Consider the following 19,297-nt stretch of genomic DNA (forward strand, 5'->3'; position numbering starts at 1 on the left):
TGGCCCCGTCCCTGACCGATGGAGCGCCCCGATGTCCACCCCGCAGCCGCTGTCTCCCGCCGAACGCTACTGGCAGCGCAACCTCGCGGTGTGCGCCCTGGGGGCGTTCACCACCATTGTCGCGATGACCCTGCTGCTGCCGTTCCTGCCGTTGTACGTCGAGCAACTGGGGGTCAGCGACCCGGCGGCCATCGTCCAGTGGTCCGGCGTGGCGTTTGGTGCGACCTTCCTGTCGGCGGCGATCACCGCGCCCTTGTGGGGCCGCCTGGGTGACCGCTATGGGCGCAAGCTGATGCTGATCCGCGCCAGCCTCGGCATGGCCGTGGCCATGTCGCTGATCGGCCTGGCGGAGAACGTCTGGCAACTGGTGCTGTTGCGCCTGCTGGCGGGCTTGCTCGGCGGCTATGCCTCGGGGGCGACCATCCTGGTCGCCACGCAAACCCCCAAGGCGCGCTCCGGCTGGGCCCTGGGCGTGCTGTCTTCGGGGATCATGGCCGGCAGCCTGGCCGGGCCATTGGTGGGTGGTCTGCTGCCGCCGCTGATCGGCATCCGCAATACCTTCTTCATCGCCGGCGCGGTGATCTTCGTGACCTTCCTGGCCACCACCTTTCTGCTGAAGGAGGCGCCGCGCGAGCCGCGCCCGGCCACGCAAAAGGGCCAGGCGCCGGACAACTCCTGGGCATCGGTGCAGGACAAAAGGCCGGTGCTGAGCATGTTCGCTGTGGCCTGCCTGCTGATGTTCGCGACCATGTCCATCGAGCCGATCATCACCGTGTACCTGCAGGAACTGCGGGCGGAAAACGTCACCCTGATGGCGGGGCTGGTGATGTCCGCCGCGGCCCTGGGCAGCATTATTTCCGCGTCGCAGTTGGGCAAACTGGCCGACCGTATCGGCCACTGGCGGGTGCTGACTGTGTGCCTGGCCGCCGCGGCCCTGCTGCTGATTCCCCAGGCGCTGGTCAGCGCGCCCTGGCAACTGGTGCTGCTGCGCTTTCTCATGGGCCTGGCCCTGGGCGGCCTGTTGCCCTGCATCTCCAGCATCATTCGCCATTCGGTGCCGGAAAACATCGCCGGGCGGATGCTCGGCTACTCGACCTCCAGCCAGTACGTCGGGCAGGTGCTCGGCCCCCTGGCCGGGGGCTTTCTCGGTGGGCACTTCGGCATGCGCACGGTGTTTGTCGGCACCTGCGGCGTCATGGCCTTGTGCGCTCTGGTCACCTGGTGGTTCGGCTCGATGAAACCTGCCGTGGCAGTGGCAGGCGAAGCCGGTTAGACCGGGCCGGCGCCACGCCGCGCACTGCGCTCGACCATGGCGACAATGGTGTCGAACAGCTCATCGCGGGCTTGCTCGCGGCTGATCTCTCCAGTGGCCGCGGCGTGGGACAGGGCCTCGGCCGCCCCGAGCATCGCCCGCAGGCCAGCCGTGGCTATGGTCCCGGGCGCCGCGAAGGGGGCGAGGGCGGCGCGGCATTTTTCCAGGAAGATCAGCTCGTACTCCTCCTTGATCCGCGCCAGTTCCGGCGAACTGGCCAGCGCGGCGATCACCCCGGGGATCTCGCGGCCTTGGGTCAGCACACAATCGACGTAAGAGCCGGCGATGACCGCCGCGCGGCTGGCCAGGGTCGCTTCGCTGCGGTCCAGGGCGGCGTCCATCAGCAATGTCTGGCGTGCATCGAAGTCCTGGTACAGCGCCGCCAGCAATCCTGCGCGGGTGACGAAATGGTCATAGACCACCGGCTTGGTCACCCCAGCCTGTTCGGCGAGGCGGCCCAGGGTCAGGGCTTCGGTGCCTTCCGCGCCGATCAATTGCCAGGCCACTTCCAGCAACTGTTGCAGGCGCTCTTCGCGGGACAGGCGGCGACGGGGGGGTGAAGCCTCGGAGGGGGTGCTTGACATGCTTATATACCAAAAGTAACTTACTGTTCGTAACTTACCAAAAGTATATAGGGCCTGGTTGCCGCCCTCAATCCAATTTGCCTCCATCGGCAGGAGTCTTCGCCATGCATGCGCTTATCGTTGTCGCCCACCATGATCCCCGCTCCCTCAGCCACAGCCTGGCGGCCCAGGTCGCCGAGGGGATTGGGCCGTCCCACTCGTTCGAGATCGCCGACCTGTTCGCCGAGGCGTTCGACCCACGCTTCAACGTCGCCGACCACGCGGTCCACCGCCGGCAGGAGCAGCCACCGGCCGACGTGCTGGCCGAGCAGGCGCGCATCGACCGCGCCGATGCACTGGTGCTGGTCTATCCGGTGTACTGGTGGTCGATGCCGGCGCTGCTCAAGGGCTGGATCGACCGGGTGTTCGCCAACGGCTGGGCGTTCGATTTCAACCTCGAAGCCAATAGGTTTGAGAAGAAACTCGGACACCTGCGGGTGCATCTGCTCGGCGTCGGTGGGGCCGATGCCGGCACTTACGGGCGCCACGGCTACGAGACGGCGATGAAGACCCAGATCGACCACGGGATCTTCGACTACTGCGGGGCGCGGGTGCTGACCTCGGAGTTGCTGCTGGAATCGGAAAGCCAGGATCCGGCGCTGCATCTGTGCACGGCCCGGGCCATCGGTCGCAATCTGTTCAGTCGCGCCAACGCCGCCGCGGCGGTCCAGGCGGGATGAGGGGATAAGGCTCCGCGACGTCCCGGTCGCGGAGCGCAGGACGGCTTCGGCCGTCAGTGCCCGGCGGGCTGCGCCTGTTGAGTGAGGATCGCCCTGGCCAGTTCTTCATCGCTGGCGTTGAGGCCTGGGTTTTCCTGGCGGATTTTCTGCAGCACCGACTCCAGGTAGACGCCACGGATGGCGCCACCGCTGGCGACGAAGCTGGAGGCGTCGTCACGGGCGGGAATCACCATCTTGTCGTCCTTGAAGGTCGAGTACAGCGAGGCGGAAACCCCTGCGGAGGTGGCGACATCACCCGCATCGACACGGGCCATGGCTGAACCTGCGGGCAGACAGAGCAACAACGAAGAAACGAGTAATAGGCGGCGCATGGGGGCGTCCTCCGACAGCGTGAAGCGAAAAGGAAGTACTACACAATCTAGGATGCGCGGCACTGCCCGGGAGTTCCCCGGGCGCTCGCGGTGGCCGCTGGCCGGGCGTTTTCTGTGGGGCAGCCAGCAGCCCCCGGCATTGCACCGGGGGCAGCTATCACTGGGCTGTCAGCTGACGACCCGGTAGCACGGCACATAGGCCGCGCCGCCCGGCAGTTTCATCCGGTGCTGCTGGACGAAGGATTTGAGCAGGTGATCCAGCGGCTGCATGATCGCCGTGTCGCCGTGGATTTCGTACGGGCCGTGCTTCTCGATCAGACGGATGCCCTTGTCCTTGACGTTGCCGGCGACGATGCCGGAGAACGCGCGGCGCAGGTTGGCCGCCAGTTCGTGGGACGGCAGTGCGCGGTCCAGTTGCAGGCCGGCCATGTTGGCGTGGGTCGGGTCGAACGGGCGCTGGAAGCCTTCGTCGATTTTCAGCAGCCAGTTGAAGTGGAAGGCGTCGTTGCGTTCGCGGCGGAACTGCTTGACCTCCTTGAGCCCCTCGGTCATCTGCCGGGCGACCTCGGCCGGGTCGTCAATGATGATCTGATACAAGCTGTGGGCTGCATCGCCCAGGGTTGCGCCGACGAAGGCGTGCAGTTGCTCCAGGTAGGGCGCGGCGCTTTTCGGCCCGGTGAGGATCACCGGGAACGGCAGGTCGCGGTTGTCCGGGTGCATGAGGATGCCCAGCAGGTACAGGAACTCCTCGGCGGTGCCGGCGCCGCCCGGGAAAATGATGATGCCGTGGCCGACGCGGACGAAGGCTTCCAGGCGCTTCTCGATGTCCGGCAGGATCACCAGCTCGTTGACGATCGGGTTCGGCGCCTCGGCGGCGATGATGCCCGGCTCGGTGAGCCCCAGGTAACGGCTGCCGCTCATGCGCTGCTTGGCATGGGCGATGGTCGCGCCCTTCATCGGGCCTTTCATCACGCCCGGGCCGCAGCCGGTGCAGACATCCAGTTTGCGCAGGCCCAGCTCATGGCCGACCTTCTTGGTGTACTGGTATTCCTCGGTGCTGATCGAGTGGCCGCCCCAGCACACCACCATCTTCGGTTCCACGCCCGGACGCAGGGTGCGGGCGTTGCGCAGCAGGTGGAAGACGTAGTCGGTGATGCCCTGGGAGCTTTCCAGGTCGATGCGCTGGCTGGCCAGTTCGCTTTCGGTGTAGACGATGTCGCGCAGGGCGCTGAACAGCATTTCCCGGGTGCTGGCGATCATCTCGCCATCGACGAAGGCATCGGCCGGGGCGTTCAGCAGTTCCAGGCGCACGCCGCGGTCCTGCTGGTGGATGCGGACTTCGAAATCCTTGTAGGCGTCGAGAATGGTCTTGGCGTTATCGACATGGGCGCCGGTGTTGAGGATGGCCAGGGCGCACTGGCGGAACAGGGCATAGATGCTGCCGGAACCGGCTTCGCTGAGTTGTTGCACTTCACGTTGGGACAAAGTCTCCAGGCTGCCTTTGGGGCTGACCGAAGCGTTGATGACGTGTCTTGAATGCATTCTGGATTCCTTGAAAGCGAGACCACCGGCCCATGCGGGCCCATGGCTTAAGAATAGTGAGCGGCGGGCGGGACGCCGGGAAAAACATTCTCCCGGGCTTCACCACGCGAAGGCAAACGGGGCCACCGGAACGTGCGGCGCGTCCGCCACGCTACTTTCTCACAGCTGGTGGTCCGAAGCGAAAGCGGCGTGCATCGCCCTTGGCTATGCTCAGCCCAGTCACCCATAGGGCTGGGGAGCGCAACCAGGCGCCGGCAGTGCCAGTCTCGTCACGACATCGGGAGCGCGTGAGCATGGCATCTGCATCCGACCGGTCCGCGGTCAAAAAGGGCAAGGCTGCGGCTACAGCCAAAAAAGCCGAGAAAAAAACCACGAAAAAAACTGCCGCAACGGTCGCCAGGACTGGCAAGAAGATCGCCCGCCGCAAGGCCGCCACGGCCCCTGCCCGGGTCCTGAACGTGCGACCGGACGGCCTGGATTTTCGCGACACCATGTATATCCCGACCCTGGTGGAAGTCCCGGTACGCCGCGAACTCAGCGACTACCGCAAGACCAGGGTGCCGGTACTCGACCAGGGCCAGGAAAACGCCTGCACCGGTTATGGCCTGGCGACGGTGGCGCATTACCTGCTGCGCACCCGTCGCTATCAGTCCGACGCCACGCTCGTCAGCCCGCACATGTTGTACGACCTGGCCCGTCGTTATGACGAATGGGCCGGCGAGGTGGACGAAGGTTCCAGTTGTCGCGGGGCGATGAAGGGCTGGTACAAGCACGGGGTGTGCCCGGCACCGCGGTGGCAGGCCAACAACCAGGCCACGACCCTGACCCAGGTGCTGGCCGAGGAGTCGGCGCTGCGCCCGCTGGGGGCGTACTTCCGGGTCAACCATACCGACATCGTCGCCATGCACGCGGCGATTGCCGAAGTCGGTGTGCTGTACGCCAGCGCCAGCGTGCACGAGGGCTGGCATGCGGTCGGTGGGGATGGCCATATCCAGCCCTCGGCGAACATTCTCGGCGGCCATGCCTTCGCGATCGTTGCCTATGACCAGGACGGTTTCTGGATTCAGAATTCCTGGGGCGAGACGTGGGGGTACGAGGGGTTTGCCCACCTGCGCTACGACGACTGGCTGGCCAACGGCGCGGATGCCTGGGTCGCTCGGCTCGGCGCGCCGATCACCCTGCGCGTGTCGCTGCAGGCGGCATCGCAGGCCAAGGCGGTGGCGGCGGCTTCGTCCAGCGAGACCCTGCGGGAGATTCGTCCGCATGTCATCAGCCTGGGCAACGACGGCGCCTTCGACCCGCGTGGCGACCTGGCGACCACCGCGGCCAGCGTCGAGGAAATATTCGCCGTGGACTTCCCGCGCATCACCGCCGGCTGGGCGAAAAAACGCATCGTGGTGTATGCCCACGGCGGCCTGGTGGCGCAGGCCGGGGCCATCGAAACCGTGGCCGGCTACCGCGCGGCCATGTTGCAGGCCGAGTGTTATCCGCTGGCGTTCATCTGGAAGACCGATTACTGGAGCACCCTGGGCAACATGCTGGCCGATGCTGCCCGGCGCCGGCGCTCCGAAGGGGTGCTGGACGCGACCAAGGACTTTATGCTCGACCGCCTGGACGATGCGCTGGAGCCCATTGCCCGGCTGCTGACCGGCAAGGCCGAGTGGGACGAAATGAAGGAAAACGGCCTGCGTGCCATGGTCAATGCCAACGGCGGGGCGCGGGTGGTGGCCAGGGCCCTGGCGCGCCTGGCTGCCCAGGGGGTGGAGATCCATATCGTCGGGCACAGCGCGGGCAGCATCCTGCTGGCGCCGATGGTGCAGTACCTGGTATCCAAGGGTGAGATGAACGGCGGGCCGATGGCGCGCAGCCAGTTGAAGGGGCTGGAGGTGAAGATCGCCAGTTGCCACCTGTGGGCGCCGGCCTGCACCGTCAAGCTGTTTCGCGAGACTTATTTGGCGCCGATTCGCGACAAGCGCATCCAGAAGTTCGGCCTATTCACCCTGACCGACCAGGCCGAACGTGACGACCATTGCGCGCATATCTACAACAAGTCCTTGCTGTACCTGGTCTCCGATGCCTTCGAGGACAAGGTACGCATACCGCTGATTCGACCCGACGGTGAGCCGATCCTCGGCATGGAGCGGTTCGTCACCGGCGAAAGCGATCTGGCGCAGCTGTTCTCCAATGCTCCGAACGCCGACTGGGTACGCGCGCCCAACGACTTGCCGATGGGCAGTCAGAATGCCTCCGGGGCCCGTCACCACGGCGATTTCGACAACGACGAAACCACGGTTCGCGCGACCCTGGCGCGGATCCTCGGGCAAGGCGGAGCGCGGCAAGCCCTGGTGTTGTCGCAACCCATCGCCGAGCGGGCGCAACGGCGGCGCCAGCTGGACCTGGCCAGCAGCATTGGCCGGAGGCAACCATGAGCATTCCTTCGCAGATCCGCCCCATCGAAGTACCGGCCAACCAGTCCTGTGTCACCAGTGAGTTCGAAATCGAAGCCGGGCATCGCTACCGCTTCCTGGTGGAAGGCCTGTGGGCCGATGCCAGCGATAAGCCGACCAAGCCCGAGGGCGTGGCGCACCCCGGTGGCATCCGCGAATGCCTGGGTTGGGCCAAGCGCTTGCCCGAGGCGGCCTGGATGGCGCTGCTGGTGCGGACCAGGGGCCCGGCGGGCAAGTCGCCCTGGCGCCTGCTCGGGCGCGGCGACGGCGTCTGGTCGGACCTGCCGCCGGGGCGCCTGCAGTTCTGCGCCAACGACGTGCTGGGCTTCTACGGGAACAACTCGGGGAAGATGGACGTCCGGGTGCTCGATGTCACCCAGGGTGGCTGACACAGCGCTGGGCGCAAGGGAGATGCCGGCTGCGTTGATGCTTGTCCTGTTGCTGCTCGGCGGCTGCGCCCACGACCCGGAAGGCGGGATGCCGGGGCTCTATCGGGAACGGACGGTGATCGGCGAACCGAAGATCCAGTTTCTCGGGGTGGGCGGTTGGCTGCTGCACTGGCGCGGGGAGGGCGTGCTGTTGGCGCCGTCGTTCAGCAATCCGGCGGCCGTGAACTCAGGCTTCCTGCCGCCGGCGCGGGTGGTGGCCGACCACAAGCGTATCGACCTCTACATGCCGCGCGCCGATGACGTGAGCATGCTGCTGGTAGGGCATGGGCATTATGACCATCTGCTGGACGTCCCCTGGGTGATGAAAAAACATAGTCCCAAGGCCCTGGTCTATGGTTCGTCCTCGGTGGCGCACATGCTGCGGACCATGGTCGACCCGAAGCGGGTGGTCAACGCGCAGTGGGCCATGGCCCGTCTTGAGGAACGCGATGGCACCTGGCTGCCGCCGAGGCCTGGTACCTGGCTGTATTCCACCGGTGGGCGCATACGGGCCATGCCGATCCAGAGCCAGCATGCCGGGCATGTCGCCGGGATCAACCTGATTCCCGGGCATTATGTCCTCGACCTCAAGGACACACCGGATTACATCTGGCAGTGGAAACCGGGGCAGCCGATGGCCTGGCTGATCGACCTGCTCGACGAGTCGGGCAAGAACCCGGTGTACCGCCTGCACTATCAGGATTCCGGTGCGCCGCCGCCTTTCGGTTTTCCTCCGGCGCTGGCTGATGGCAAGGGGATCGACGTGGAAATCCTCAGCGCTGCGTCCTGGACCCAGGTGCGGGATTATCCCTGGCACCTGCTCACGGTCACCCAACCTCGGATGGTCCTGATCGGCCACTGGGAAAACTTCTTCGGTAACGATCCGTACCGGCCACAGCCGCTTCCCGGGCTCAAGCTCCAACCCTTCCTGGACACTGTTGCCTGCCACGTCGCCCGTGGTGTCCCGGTGGTCTTGCCGGCGCCTCTGGCGGTGATCCCGCTGCCGCCGGCGCAACCGGCGGTGCGTACGCGGTCTTGCCCAGCACCTCGGCAGGCCGAGTGAATTTATCGGTCAGGCGCTGCTCATAACTCTAAATGGCGTAATCGCGTCAGGGTTGTGTACGTAGTCAGGGAGCGGCATCCACATGAGCCCAGTTTCATCTGTCAATCCAGGCCAGCCTTGTCGCCTGCTGTTAGTGGTCGAGGACGAGCCGATGATCCTGGAGTTCCTCTGCGAGATCCTGCAGGACGAGGGCTTCGCCACCCAGGCCATGCTCCGCGCGGATGAGGCGCTGCAGTTCCTGGAAAGCCACCCGGACCAGGTGCGTCTGCTGCTGACCGATATCAATATGCCGGGCACCTTGAACGGCGCGGGCCTGGCCAATCGGGTGCGCGAGTGCTGGCCGGAAATGCCGGTGCTGGTGATGTCCGGTTATGAGACGCCGCAGAGTTCCGGCATCCGCTATCCGGTGTCGTTCATCCGCAAACCCTGGACCATCGGGCAGATCCTCGACAGTGTCGACGAGGCGTTGAACAAGGCGGGGAATAGGTAGTTGGGCGGGGCGCTGGCGAGATGAGGAGTGAAGCGGCTTTCGACCACCCAGGACCTTGGGTCCTCGGTGATCGCAAGGGAGGGTGAGCTAGCGGCTCACTCTTTGACGCTCATGAACTCTTTGGCCCAGACGATGTACTCCTCGGGCTGGGTGTAGGTGTGGGCCAGCTCGGTGGCGCTGAGGTCCGAGGCCTGGGTGAAGATCTGCCGCTGTTCGCGCAGGCAGTCGTAGGTGGCCTTGATCGCCGCGAAGTACGCCGCGTGGCCGTCGACGATGATCTTCGCGCCCAGTTGCGCCAGGCGAGCATCGTCGCGTAGCGCCGGGTTGCCGTAGGTCACCAGCATCAAGGGCACCGACAGGTGCTCGGAGATCTGCTCCAGCTGCTCGAAATCCTTGATCCCGACCATGCAGATGCCGTCGGCGCCGGCGCGCTCGTATTGCTGGGTGCGGCTGATGATTTCCTGGATCGGCAGGATCGCCGCGTTGGTCCGGGCGATGATCGCCAGCTCCGGGTCGACCCGTGCTTCCAGGGCCGCGCGGATCTTGCCCACGCCTTCGGCGACCGAGATCAGGTCGGTGGACTTGCGCCCGAACTGGGCCGGCAGCAGGGTGTCTTCGATGGTCAGGGCGGCGACGCCGGCGCGCTCCAGTTCGACCACGGTGCGCATCACGTTGAGGGCGTTGCCGTAGCCGTGGTCGGCGTCGGCGATCACCGGCAGCTGGGCGACGCGGCCGATGCGGGTGGCCTGCTCGGCGAATTCGCTCAGGGTGATCAGGGCGAAGTCAGGCGCGGCCAGCACCTGCAGCGAGGCGACGGAGCCGCCGAGAATGCCCACTTCGAACCCCAGGTCGGCGGCGATCCGCGCCGACATCGGGTCGAATACGGAGGCGGTGTGAAAGCAGGAGTCTGAAGCGATCAACTCGCGAAAACTACGGCGTAAATCTTGATGAGACAGCCTGGACATACGAACTCCCGGAAGGAGGTAAAAGAGATGCCGACGATAGCGTCGAGTCAAAAATGCAATCGGTCGTCCAGCGCGCCTGTGTCAAAGGTTCGCTGCGAAAACCTGGGCAGATGAAGACGAAGCAAGCAGGTATGAAACGGCGGGTGACGCCGCACTGGATGGAAAAAGCCAGGCGGGCGCTCTTGTTATGGCCGGGATGAAGGCTATCACGCCGCCGCGGCGAAAATGATGACGAATTCGTATGGGCCCATGCCAGAACGGCATAGGTCATGCCGGTTGTCATGGGCGCCAAGGCGGGTCGATCATGCCGAACAAGAGGGTTCGGTTATCACTGGCGTTTATGGGCGCGTCGATCTGTAGCGGCGAGGACGAGAGTACGCAGCGCTCGTTGCAACGCCACGAACCAGGGGGACGGCTCAATAAAATGTCAGAATTTGAGTCCGGGTCTGGACCTTTTCCCCTGATGCGCAATCATTAGGACGTGGATACCCAAAGGAGAGACGCATGTTCATTCGGTCATTGACCCTCGCAACGCTGCTCGCTGTCGTCGGCCCCGCAATGGCGGCCGACAACGAAGGCCCTCTGGCCCAGGATCAGGGCAAGGCGCGCCCACTGATCGTCATCGCTCCCAGCACCGTGGACCCGACCCTGGTGGCGCTGAAGAAGTCCCTCGACGAGCCGGCCAACCGCCAGGCCTTCAGCGAACGCAACATGGTGCTCTACACGGTGATCAACACCATCGGCCAACGCGACGGCAAGGACCTGGACCCGCAATCGACCATGGCGCTGATCCGCAGCCTGAAGCTCGGCGCCGGGGCGCAGACCAAGGTGATCCTGGTGGGCAAGGACGGTGAGAAGAAGCTCGAGCATTCCGGGGCCATCGAACTCAAGGAAGTCTTCAGCACCATCGACCAACTGCCGGCCGCGGAAAAGGAAGCCACCGCGCCGGCATTGGCGCCGGTCTCGGAAGTCAAGGCGGCCCACGCCGGCAAGGCCGCCAAATCGGGCAAGCCTGCGGCACCACCCAAGCCGCTGGACGACTGAGTCTGGCCATCACCGTTTCCTGATAGCGCATCGCGAGCAAGCTCGCTCCTGCAGAAACATACAGGCTCCTGTAGGAGCGAGCTTGCTCGCGATAGCGTTCTAACTCACCTCGCCTGACCTCGCTGACCATCAGGCATCGGTCACGACACTGCCAGCATTTCTGCCTCTTTTGCTGCACCGCCATCACCTTCAGCGTTTTGCAGCGTCCGGCTGACCCCGCGCACGATCATCTCGACTTCCCGTTCATCGATGATCAGCGCTGGCAGCAGGCGGATGGTGGTGCCCCGGGCCACGTTGATCAGCAGTCCGTGATCCTGCGCCGCCCGCAGCGCCAGCTCGCGCTGCGGGGCTTTGAGCTCGATGCCGATCATCAAGCCCAGGCCGCGCACCTGCAGGACCTGCGGGTGATCGGCCAGCTCCACCCGCAAGCGTTGCAACAGATGCTCGCCCTGGCGCCTGGCGTTGGCCAGCAGGTCTTGTTCCTCGATGATCTCCAGTACGGTGCAGGCCACCCGGCAGGCCAGCGGGTTGCCGCCGAAGGTGCTGCCGTGGCTGCCGGGGGTGAACAGCTGCGCGGCCTTGCCCCGGGCCAGGCAGGCGCCGATGGGGATGCCGTTGCCCAGGCCCTTGGCCAGGGTCATCACATCCGGGACCACACCCTCGTGCTGGCAGGCGAACCACTGGCCGGTGCGGCCGATGCCGGTCTGGATCTCGTCGAGCATCAGCAGCCAGTTGCGCCGGCTGCACAGTTCGCGCACGGCCTTCAGGTAGCCGGGCGGGGCCAGGCGGATACCGCTTTCGCCCTGGATCGGCTCCATCAGCACCGCGGCGATACGCGGGCCGTGGGCCTGCGCGGCTTGCTCCAGGGCGGCCAGGTCGCCGAAGGGCAGCTTGAGGAAATCCCCGGGCAGTGCGTTCAGGCCCAGGCGCACCGCCGGCCCGTCGCTGGCCGCCAGGGTGCCCAGGGTACGGCCGTGGAAGGCGTTCTCCATGACAATCACCAGCGGCCGCTCGATGCCTTTGTGCCAGCCGTGCAACCGTGCCAGCTTCAGCGCGGTCTCGTTGGCTTCGGCGCCAGAGTTGTTGAAGAATGCCCGGTCCATGCCGGCCAGGCGGGTCAGCCGCTGCGCCAGCCGCTGTTGCCAGTCGATGCTGTACAGGTTGGAGGTGTGCAGCAGCAGGCCGGCCTGTTCGCGGATGACGCTGACCAGTTTGGGATGGGAATGGCCGATGCCGGTCACCGCCACGCCGGCCACCGCGTCCAGGTATTCGCGGCCGGCCTGGTCCCAGAGGCGGGTGCCCAGGCCGTGGGTGAAACTCAGGGGCAGCGGTTGATAGGTGCTCATCAGGCAGGTGGCGGTCATGACGGGTCGCTCCATCGAGTGGGGTGTGCTGGCAGTATCGTTAGCCACCCTGGCTAGATAAACTCGTCAATTCTTTAATCATCTTCAAGTCAGGGTTGATAATGGATCTGTTCCAGGCGATGACGGTGTACGTGAAGGTGGTGGAGGCGGGGAACATGACCGCCGCCGCCCGCGAGTGCGGCCTGTCCACCACCATGGTCGGCAATCACCTGCGGGCCCTGGAGCAGCGCCTCGGGGTCAGCCTGCTCAGCCGCACCACAAGGCGCCAGCGCCTGACCGAGTTCGGCGCCGAGTATTACCAGCGTTGCCTGGCGGTGCTGGGGCTGGTGGCGGACTCCGAGCGCATGGCGGAACAGGTCCAGGGTGAGCCGTCCGGCACCCTGCGCATCACCGCGCCGCTGACCTTCGGCACCGAGCGCCTGGCACCGGCGCTGAGCGAGTTCCAGCAGCGCTGCCCGCAGGTCAAGGTGGAACTGACCCTGGCCAACCAGCGCTTCGATTTGATCGACGGCGCCTTCGACGTGGCTTTTCGCCTGGGCAACCTGGACACCACGTCGCTGATCGCCCGGCCCCTGGAGGACTACACCCTGACCATCTGCGCCGCGCCGGACTACCTGGAACGCTGCGGCACGCCGCAAGTCCCGGAGGACCTGCAGCACCACAACTGCCTGGCGTTCGCTTATCCGGCCGGTGACGAGTGGAGCTCCACCGCCACCCAGTGGCCGTTGCGCGGGCCCGAGGGGGACGTGCTGATCCCGGTGTCCGGTTCGCTGCTGACCAACACTTCGTCCGGCCTGCACCGCGCGGCGCGGGGTGGCCTGGGGGTGGTGATGATGCCCGATGCCCTGGTGGAGGAGGACCTGCAACAGGGGCGGCTGGTGCCTGTGTTGCAGGACTATCAATTGCCCTTGCGAGCGATGCACCTGCTGTACGCCCAGGACCGTTACCGCCTGCCCAAGCTGCGCAGCTTCGTCGAATTTGCCTTGGAGAAGTGGGGACGCTGATCGATGTCGGGCCATCAAGCAAAGACCCCGTCGTGCCGGTCTGGCAGCGACGGGGTCGGGTTCACGCAGGTTCGGTCAAGCCCGTTCGACAGGCTTCAGTTTGTCCCAGGATTCCACCGGCCCCGGGTTGCCCGGCAGGCTGCCGCTGCCAAAACACACCGCCAGCTTGTTCACCGCGTTGATCGCGGTGGTGACCGCACCTTCGGCCCAGCCAGCGGTCCAGGACACGTCATCGCCCGCCAGGATGAAGCGATAGGGTTGCTCCGTATCGATGCCGCTCATGAACTGGGAAAAGATCCGCCGCTGATACTCGTACTGCCCCGGCAAGTTCATCTTGAAGGCGCCCAGGTACAGCGGCTGGTCCTCCCAGTTGTGCTCCACGAACGCATCGACCGTGCTGTATTGCTCGTTGAGCTTGATATCCGGGTAGAGGTTGTCCAGCAGGTTGGTGCACAGGTCGACATGCTGCGGCAGCGGCGCGGGGCGGTCGCCGAGGAACTTCAGGGCATCGTCGTTCCAGGTGTAGGACAGGAAGATCCCGCTGCCTTTGTAGTCGCCCTTGCTGGCCGAGTAGTCCACCAGGTAAGTGCCGCGGGTCAGCCGGTCGGAAAGGGTGATGCTCATCTTGCGTTGCTCGCCCTCTGCCACCGGGTCGTTCCAGAACGGGCGCTGGGTGGCGGCGAAAATCTTCGCCGACTGCATGTAGTGGGTGTACATGATGGCTTCCCAGGTATCGATGGGCAGCAGGCTGTCCATGGCGGGAAGGCTTTGTGGGTTCCCCGAGTAGCGCAGTTTGTCGAGGATCCGCACATGCGGGGTATAGATGACGCTGGGGAAGTTGTGTTGCCGGGTCAGTTGGGTGCGGGTATCGGTGATGGAGACGCGGAAGGAGCCGTCCGGCTGGCGTTCGATGTGTCGCACTTCCTGGTGGAACGGGTCCGGGAATACCTCGCGCGACAGGGCTTCGACCGTGGTTTCCGCGGACCAATGCTTCATCATGTCGCCCAGCTCTTTCGGGGTCTTCGACCAGAGCCGTTGCGGCAGGCTGGAGGAACCGTCGAACATCAGTTGGTGGTCGGCGTCCAGGCCGGTGTACAGCACGCGCAGCAGTTCGAGGATGCTGTTGGGGTAGTCGGTGTTCCAGCCGCCGGTGCCGAAGCCGATCTGGCCGAACAGGTCGATATCGGCCTTGTCCCAGCCGGAGTTTTCCAGGAGCGCGGCGTAGAAGCTGACATCGTCGCCGCTGGTTCCCGACTGAGGTTTGACGATGGCGTTCCACAGCTTCTTGATCTTCTGTTGATCGATGGAGCCTTCGGTCATGGCCGCTTCCATGGCAGCGAAATCGTAGGTTGCCAGGAAGTCATCGAAGAACTGGTCTTCCAGTTCGGTGTATTCCGGTGGTTTTGGAAAGTCCGGGTTGCCGTCCACTTCGTAATAGACTTTTTCCCCGCGGTAATCGACCACGGTGCTGATCGCCGCGGCGGTGCCCGGGTTGGGAAAGTCCGCCGAGTTGTCGGTCATGCCGACCTTTCGGAAGTAGTGGAACAGCGCCTTGCCGGACACCGGAAAGCGCATCGCGCCCAGTTCACAGAGCACCTGGTTGTCTGGGTTTTCGGGGTCGCCCTGGACCTTGGAGTAGAGCCGCCCGCCGATGCGCTCGGAGGCTTCGACCACCACCGGGTGCAGGCCCATGCGCATGGCCTCATAGGCGGCGACCAGGCCGGCGACGCCGGCACCGACGATCAGCACCTGTTTCCCGTAGTTCTCCGGGGCGACATGGCCCAGGGGGCTGCCCTGTGCTTTCTGTAGGAAGTCGGCGTAGTGAAAGGGGAAGTCCGGAATCAGCGCGGTGACGTCCTTGTTCATGCGCAGGGGAGAGCGGTTGGTTCTGGAAGGAATCGCAGACATGGGGTTTCTCCTTGAAAGTCATTTCCATGTGTTTTCACTTGCTCGATGGCTCTAAATCAATAGTCGCCAGAGGTCCAAGCCTAGAACAGATTTCGGGGTGCATAGGGGCGGGCGGGGTTTGTGCCCGCGCGGGACAGTAGTGCAAGAGCGTGAGAGAGGAGGATTTGATGCCCGATGCCCTGGTGCCGGAGGACCGGCAGCAGGGCTGGCTGGCGTCAGACCGACTCGCTGGCCAGCAGCATCATCGCCGCCGACAGGGTGTGGCCGTCGGTGATCCGGCCGGTGGCGATCATCGTCATCAATTCCTGGCGACTGACCCACAGCAGATGGTCCACTTCACCATCGGTGGCGGCGGCCTGTTGTTCGGCAATCTGCACCTGACACACCGCCACCGCGCTGGCGATCAGCGACGTGTTGCTGTGCAGCAGGCCCAGTTCGCGAACGTGCGACGCCTGCCAGCCGGTTTCCTCCAGCAATTCGCGGGCCGCGGCGTCAACGGCACTTTCCCCGGCATCGATGGCGCCGCGGGGAAACTCGATGGACTGGCCGCCGATGGCCCGCCGCTTGAGGTTGACCAGCATCAGCTGGCCATCGGCCAGGGTCGGCACGGCCACCACGCCGTTCACCGCCCGGGGCTCCTTGATGATGAAGTAGCCCTGCTCACGGACCACCTTGAAATACGGGGTTTCCAGCAGGCACTGGTTGTCGGCGATGGAACTCATGGGGGGTATCACTCCAGAAAACAGCGATCGAACAGGTACAGCTCGGCGGGCTTGAGATTTTCCACTGTGGCTTGCGGCCGGCCGCCGTCGCCGCTTTTCTTGCGTCCGGTTTCGCGCAGGTAACCGGCTTCGCTCATCTTCAACAGGCGCTGGCGGATGCTGGTCTTGAGCACGGGCCGTTGCAGCACCAGGGAGAAGATGATCACCGCTTCGGGGGCGCTGAACTCGCTGCCGAGAAACATCAACGGCAGGCTGCTGTACAGGGATTTGGAAAACAGCCGCTCGTGCACCTGGGCCACCAGGCTGTTGTGGTCGAAGGGCAGCTTGAAGCTGCCGCTGGCCACGTCGCCGAGGGTAAAGAAACCCTGCTGCGGACCGGGCTCCACCGGCTCGCTGACGATCCCCAGGTAGAAGGTCGAGGACGACCAGCAGCGCGGGTCGCGAAAGGCGTCGCCGACCGTGCCCACCTGCTCCAGCCAGGCCAGGGGCATGTCCACCTTGCTGGAGCGCCGCAGCCGCTGCACCGCATCATTCAGGCTGCGGTCCTCGACATCGCCGTTGACCACGATGCCCGGCAGGGCCCAGTGCCCGGCGAAGGGCTCGCTGTCGCGTTGATGGAGGAGGATTTCCAGCTCGGAGCGTTCGCGGTTATAGCGCAGCAGGCACAGGTCGATGGTGTGCAGGTAGGCGCTGGGGGAGAGGGGGCGGTCGGGCATATCAACTTCCGTGGACGGCGTAGAGGCCGTAGTTTAGCGGATTCATGCCCGGTGCCAGCCATTGGCTTGGCGGTGTTTCGCCGCGGGCCAGGCATTGACGCAACACGCTGCTGCGCACCCCCGGTTGTTCTTCTATCCGCAGGATGGAAAAGCGCTGCAGCAACTCCTCGCCGCGATGGAACCCGGGCAACTGGCGCGCCACGTCTTCACCCACCACCAAGGCAATGCGCTTGCCATCCAGAGCCAGGTCGTCCGCCAGCCGTTGCAGCAGGGTGTAGCTGTAGACCGGGGCGGGATCGGCCAGGCCCAGTTGCTGCTCCAGGCGGCTCACTGCCAGTTCGGCGGGGCACTCGGGTTGCAGGTGCCGGGTGATGGCCTGCAACCAGTTCACCCGTTGCTCGAAGTCGGCCATGCGCTTGCCGTCCGGATGGCGAAAGCTGGGGACTACCAGCACGCGCCGGGCGTGGCGGGCGGCTTCAAGCATGACCCGGACGTGACCGGCGTGGGGCGGGTTGAAGGCGCCGCCATAGAGGGCCAGTTCAAACATCTGCATCTCCTGCATTGGTACATGACGTGTACCTTATCATTGCTTGTGCGTGCAGGGAATTGGCATGTCATGCACTATTTATATTGTTTGATCTGGATCGATGAAATAAAAAGCGGAGTCAAAGGGGGTTGCTATGAAAGTACATGACGTGTACTTTATGTTCCATGCAAAGGAGAGAACCAGCATGAACAGCCAAACGATGAAGACCGCTTCCTTCGATGTCGATGCACAAAAGAGCTTTACCCCGCTGTGCCCGGACGAACTGCCCGTGGCCGAGGGCGACCGCATCGGTGGCGAGCTGAACTTCATGGCGACCCTGGCCAGCCTGCGCATCGGCAGCAAGGACGCCCACAGCCCCCAGGCCCCCTGGGTGGTGAACGAGCCCGGGCAGATGCTCCAGCCCACCGGCCTGGAGCATGCCGACCTGACCTGGGTCAGCCACTGCGTACCGGGCACCGAAGGGTTCACCCTGCTGGACGAATTGCCGACGCCCTATGACTACGACTACTTCGTGTGGAAGGGCGTGGAGCCGGACCTGCACCCCTATGGCGCCTGCTACCACGACCTGCACGGCAAGCTGTCCACCGGGGTCATCGAGTACCTCGACAGCCAGGGTGTGCAACGGGTCATCGTCGGCGGCCTGGCCCTGGATTTCTGTGTCAAGACCACCGCCCTGCAACTGGCCGCCGCCGGCTTCAAGGTGATCATCCATCTGCCGGCATGCCGCGCCATCAGCGCAGAGGGCGCCACCCAGGCGATCGACGAGATGCAACAAGCGGGTATCGCGGTGGCCGCGACCCGCGAAGAAACCGCCAGATTGGCCAGTGCCTGAGGAGTCACCATGGAAAGTGCATTTGACCGTAACAATGGCGTGATCCAGGGCCTGCTGGACACCGACTACTACACCTTCACCATGATGCAGGCGGTGCTGCACCAGCACCCCAATGTCGATGTGGAATACCAGTTCATCGTCCGCTCCAGAGAGTCCCTGGTGCATCTGATCCCGGAGATCCGCCAGGAACTGGAAAAGCTCGCCAGCCTGCAGATGCGCGAAGGCGAACAGCGCTTTCTGTTCAACAAGCGTTTTCGCGAGTACCTGACCCCGGACTTCGAGCAGTTTCTCGGCCTGTTCCGTTTCAACCTGCGCTACATCCACGTGGCGGCGGTCGATGGCCAACTGAGCATTCGCGTCCGCGGCCCGATGTTGCACTGCATCATGTTCGAACAGCCGGTGCTGGCCATGGTCAGTGAGTTGCGCAACCGCGACAGGTATCCGGAGGTGGAGCTTGCTGACGTCACCCGCCGGCTCTATCGGAAATTCGAATGGCTGGAGAACAACGCCAGCCGCGAAGAACTCGCCGAGCTGCGGGTCTCGGACTTCTCTACGCGTCGGCGCCTGTCGTTCAAGGCCCAGCGCGAGGTGGTGAAGATCATGCGCAGCGACTTCCCCGGGGTCTTCGTCGGCACCAGCAACGCCCACCTGGCCTACGAGTTCGACCTGCCGCTGATCGGCACCATGGCCCACCAGTGGCTGATGGTGCACCAGCAACTGGGACGGCTGCGGGAGAGCCAGAACACGGCGCTGGAAAACTGGGTGCGCGAATACCGCGGCCGCCTGGGCATTGCCCTGACCGACTGCATCAGCACGGACTTCTTCCTCAAGGACTTCGACCTGTACTTCGCCAAGCTCTACGACGGCCTGCGCCAGGATTCCGGGGACCCGATTGCCTGGGCCGACAAGGTCCTGGCCCGCTACCGGGAACTGGGCATCGATCCACGGACCAAGGACCTGATGTTCTCCGACGGTCTGAACTTCGAGAAATGCCTGCCGATCCTGCGTCACGTGCGTGGCCAGGCCCGGTTCGGTTTCGGCATGGGCACCAGCCTGGCCTGCGATGTCGAAGGCGTCGAGCCGCTGAGCATCGTTATGAAGCTGGTGCGAGTGCATGGCGAACCGGTGGTGAAGTTCTCCGATGACCCGATCAAGAACGTCTGCGAAGACCCGTCGTTCCTCAGGTACGCGGCGCAGGTGTTCAACGTCAACCTCAGTAACTCGCCCCTGGAGGCCTGA

19 protein-coding genes are annotated in these 19,297 nt (G+C 64.7%); 10 read left to right on the forward strand and 9 right to left on the reverse strand.

Going from position 1 to position 19,297, the window contains the following annotated elements:
- Positions 1-31: 31 nt before the first annotated feature.
- A complete protein-coding gene (locus CXQ81_RS13900) occupies positions 32-1,273 on the forward strand; it encodes an MFS transporter (RefSeq protein WP_101337513.1) in 1,242 nt (413 codons plus the stop codon).
- Here the strand turns inward: CXQ81_RS13900 and CXQ81_RS13905 are convergent.
- Positions 1,270-1,896 carry a TetR/AcrR family transcriptional regulator gene (locus tag CXQ81_RS13905; RefSeq protein ID WP_101337514.1) on the reverse strand — a complete coding sequence of 209 codons (627 nt, stop codon included), beginning with the start codon at positions 1,894-1,896 and terminating at the stop codon, positions 1,270-1,272. The genes CXQ81_RS13900 and CXQ81_RS13905 overlap by 4 nt on opposite strands.
- 104 nt (positions 1,897-2,000) lie before the next feature.
- Here CXQ81_RS13905 and CXQ81_RS13910 point away from each other — a divergent pair, with 104 nt between their 5' ends.
- Entirely contained in the window at positions 2,001-2,615 is a 615-nt protein-coding gene (locus CXQ81_RS13910) for an NAD(P)H-dependent oxidoreductase (protein ID WP_101337515.1), read from the forward strand.
- Between the two features lie 53 nt (positions 2,616-2,668).
- Here the strand turns inward: CXQ81_RS13910 and CXQ81_RS13915 are convergent, their stop codons facing one another.
- Both CXQ81_RS13915 and ppnN read right to left on the reverse strand, forming a co-directional pair.
- Positions 2,669-2,986 carry a DUF2388 domain-containing protein gene (locus CXQ81_RS13915; RefSeq protein WP_007924983.1) on the reverse strand — a complete coding sequence of 106 codons (318 nt, stop codon included), beginning with the start codon at positions 2,984-2,986 and terminating at the stop codon, positions 2,669-2,671.
- 168 nt (positions 2,987-3,154) lie between these two features.
- On the reverse strand, positions 3,155-4,528 hold the full coding sequence (gene ppnN, locus CXQ81_RS13920) for a nucleotide 5'-monophosphate nucleosidase PpnN (RefSeq protein ID WP_101337516.1): 1,374 nt from the start codon (positions 4,526-4,528) through the stop codon (positions 3,155-3,157).
- Positions 4,529-4,821: 293 nt separating this feature from the next.
- Between ppnN and CXQ81_RS13925 the strand changes: the two genes are divergently transcribed.
- The 4 genes from CXQ81_RS13925 (at position 4,822) to CXQ81_RS13940 (ending at position 8,956) form a co-directional block, all read left to right on the forward strand.
- Positions 4,822-6,957, forward strand: a complete 2,136-nt coding sequence (locus CXQ81_RS13925; protein ID WP_101337517.1) for a C1 family peptidase — start codon at positions 4,822-4,824, stop codon at positions 6,955-6,957.
- Positions 6,954-7,364 (forward strand): hypothetical protein, encoded by a 411-nt coding sequence (locus CXQ81_RS13930; protein ID WP_101337518.1) that lies wholly within the window; start codon positions 6,954-6,956, stop codon positions 7,362-7,364. The genes CXQ81_RS13925 and CXQ81_RS13930 overlap by 4 nt, the downstream gene beginning before the upstream one ends.
- A 37-nt stretch (positions 7,365-7,401) precedes the next feature.
- The gene (locus CXQ81_RS13935; RefSeq protein WP_256593473.1) at positions 7,402-8,466 is read left to right on the forward strand and encodes a hypothetical protein; all 1,065 of its coding nucleotides are present in this window, start codon (positions 7,402-7,404) and stop codon (positions 8,464-8,466) included.
- A gap of 82 nt (positions 8,467-8,548) precedes the next feature.
- A complete protein-coding gene (locus CXQ81_RS13940) occupies positions 8,549-8,956 on the forward strand; it encodes a response regulator (protein WP_007924986.1) in 408 nt (135 codons plus the stop codon).
- 95 nt (positions 8,957-9,051) lie between these two features.
- Here CXQ81_RS13940 and CXQ81_RS13945 read toward each other — a convergent pair whose 3' ends face one another.
- Positions 9,052-9,921, reverse strand: coding sequence for an oxaloacetate decarboxylase (locus CXQ81_RS13945; protein WP_009043268.1), 870 nt, complete (start codon positions 9,919-9,921; stop codon positions 9,052-9,054).
- A 504-nt stretch (positions 9,922-10,425) separates the two neighbouring features.
- Here CXQ81_RS13945 and CXQ81_RS13950 point away from each other — a divergent pair.
- On the forward strand, positions 10,426-10,965 hold the full coding sequence (locus CXQ81_RS13950; RefSeq protein WP_007924989.1) for a DUF4174 domain-containing protein: 540 nt from the start codon (positions 10,426-10,428) through the stop codon (positions 10,963-10,965).
- A gap of 140 nt (positions 10,966-11,105) precedes the next feature.
- Here CXQ81_RS13950 and CXQ81_RS13955 read toward each other — a convergent pair whose 3' ends face one another.
- Positions 11,106-12,329: an aspartate aminotransferase family protein gene (locus CXQ81_RS13955; protein ID WP_101337519.1), complete on the reverse strand. Its 1,224-nt coding sequence runs from the start codon at positions 12,327-12,329 to the stop codon at positions 11,106-11,108.
- Positions 12,330-12,430: 101 nt separating this feature from the next.
- Between CXQ81_RS13955 and CXQ81_RS13960 the strand changes: the two genes are divergently transcribed.
- Entirely contained in the window at positions 12,431-13,333 is a 903-nt protein-coding gene (locus tag CXQ81_RS13960) for a LysR family transcriptional regulator (RefSeq protein ID WP_092418441.1), read from the forward strand.
- 75 nt (positions 13,334-13,408) lie between these two features.
- On the opposite strand, the gene CXQ81_RS13965 is transcribed toward CXQ81_RS13960, so the two are convergent.
- From CXQ81_RS13965 to CXQ81_RS13980, 4 genes are all read right to left on the reverse strand, one after another.
- Complete coding sequence (locus tag CXQ81_RS13965; RefSeq protein ID WP_101337520.1) at positions 13,409-15,241, reverse strand: NAD(P)/FAD-dependent oxidoreductase; 1,833 nt, start codon at positions 15,239-15,241, stop codon at positions 13,409-13,411.
- Positions 15,242-15,456: 215 nt separating this feature from the next.
- Positions 15,457-15,963 (reverse strand): NUDIX hydrolase, encoded by a 507-nt coding sequence (locus tag CXQ81_RS13970; RefSeq protein WP_101337521.1) that lies wholly within the window; start codon positions 15,961-15,963, stop codon positions 15,457-15,459.
- Positions 15,964-15,971: 8 nt separating this feature from the next.
- Positions 15,972-16,679 (reverse strand): NUDIX hydrolase, encoded by a 708-nt coding sequence (locus CXQ81_RS13975; protein WP_101337522.1) that lies wholly within the window; start codon positions 16,677-16,679, stop codon positions 15,972-15,974.
- Position 16,680: 1 nt separating this feature from the next.
- Positions 16,681-17,226 (reverse strand): adenylyltransferase/cytidyltransferase family protein, encoded by a 546-nt coding sequence (locus tag CXQ81_RS13980; RefSeq protein ID WP_101339413.1) that lies wholly within the window; start codon positions 17,224-17,226, stop codon positions 16,681-16,683.
- A gap of 184 nt (positions 17,227-17,410) precedes the next feature.
- On the opposite strand from CXQ81_RS13980, the gene CXQ81_RS13985 reads away from it, so the two are divergent.
- Positions 17,411-18,058, forward strand: a complete 648-nt coding sequence (locus tag CXQ81_RS13985) for a nicotinamidase (RefSeq protein ID WP_101337523.1) — start codon at positions 17,411-17,413, stop codon at positions 18,056-18,058.
- A gap of 9 nt (positions 18,059-18,067) precedes the next feature.
- Positions 18,068-19,297 (forward strand): nicotinate phosphoribosyltransferase, encoded by a 1,230-nt coding sequence (gene pncB / locus CXQ81_RS13990; RefSeq protein ID WP_101337524.1) that lies wholly within the window; start codon positions 18,068-18,070, stop codon positions 19,295-19,297.

The sequence above is a fragment of the Pseudomonas sp. 09C 129 genome, from assembly GCF_002843625.1.
GTDB classification, from domain to species: domain Bacteria; phylum Pseudomonadota; class Gammaproteobacteria; order Pseudomonadales; family Pseudomonadaceae; genus Aquipseudomonas; species Aquipseudomonas chlororaphis.

Bases quoted from the DNA above. Each gene is read 5' to 3' on its own strand.
- CXQ81_RS13900 (WP_101337513.1), top strand. From the start codon at position 32: ATGTCCACCCCGCAGCCGCTGTCTCCCGCCGAACGCTACTGGCAGCGC.
- CXQ81_RS13905 (WP_101337514.1), bottom strand. From the start codon at position 1,896: ATGTCAAGCACCCCCTCCGAGGCTTCACCCCCCCGTCGCCGCCTGTCC.
- CXQ81_RS13910 (WP_101337515.1), top strand. From the start codon at position 2,001: ATGCATGCGCTTATCGTTGTCGCCCACCATGATCCCCGCTCCCTCAGC.
- CXQ81_RS13915 (WP_007924983.1), bottom strand. From the start codon at position 2,986: ATGCGCCGCCTATTACTCGTTTCTTCGTTGTTGCTCTGTCTGCCCGCA.
- ppnN (WP_101337516.1), bottom strand. From the start codon at position 4,528: ATGCATTCAAGACACGTCATCAACGCTTCGGTCAGCCCCAAAGGCAGC.
- CXQ81_RS13925 (WP_101337517.1), top strand. From the start codon at position 4,822: ATGGCATCTGCATCCGACCGGTCCGCGGTCAAAAAGGGCAAGGCTGCG.
- CXQ81_RS13930 (WP_101337518.1), top strand. From the start codon at position 6,954: ATGAGCATTCCTTCGCAGATCCGCCCCATCGAAGTACCGGCCAACCAG.
- CXQ81_RS13935 (WP_256593473.1), top strand. From the start codon at position 7,402: ATGCTTGTCCTGTTGCTGCTCGGCGGCTGCGCCCACGACCCGGAAGGC.
- CXQ81_RS13940 (WP_007924986.1), top strand. From the start codon at position 8,549: ATGAGCCCAGTTTCATCTGTCAATCCAGGCCAGCCTTGTCGCCTGCTG.
- CXQ81_RS13945 (WP_009043268.1), bottom strand. From the start codon at position 9,921: ATGTCCAGGCTGTCTCATCAAGATTTACGCCGTAGTTTTCGCGAGTTG.
- CXQ81_RS13950 (WP_007924989.1), top strand. From the start codon at position 10,426: ATGTTCATTCGGTCATTGACCCTCGCAACGCTGCTCGCTGTCGTCGGC.
- CXQ81_RS13955 (WP_101337519.1), bottom strand. From the start codon at position 12,329: ATGACCGCCACCTGCCTGATGAGCACCTATCAACCGCTGCCCCTGAGT.
- CXQ81_RS13960 (WP_092418441.1), top strand. From the start codon at position 12,431: ATGGATCTGTTCCAGGCGATGACGGTGTACGTGAAGGTGGTGGAGGCG.
- CXQ81_RS13965 (WP_101337520.1), bottom strand. From the start codon at position 15,241: ATGTCTGCGATTCCTTCCAGAACCAACCGCTCTCCCCTGCGCATGAAC.
- CXQ81_RS13970 (WP_101337521.1), bottom strand. From the start codon at position 15,963: ATGAGTTCCATCGCCGACAACCAGTGCCTGCTGGAAACCCCGTATTTC.
- CXQ81_RS13975 (WP_101337522.1), bottom strand. From the start codon at position 16,679: ATGCCCGACCGCCCCCTCTCCCCCAGCGCCTACCTGCACACCATCGAC.
- CXQ81_RS13980 (WP_101339413.1), bottom strand. From the start codon at position 17,226: ATGTTTGAACTGGCCCTCTATGGCGGCGCCTTCAACCCGCCCCACGCC.
- CXQ81_RS13985 (WP_101337523.1), top strand. From the start codon at position 17,411: ATGAACAGCCAAACGATGAAGACCGCTTCCTTCGATGTCGATGCACAA.
- pncB (WP_101337524.1), top strand. From the start codon at position 18,068: ATGGAAAGTGCATTTGACCGTAACAATGGCGTGATCCAGGGCCTGCTG.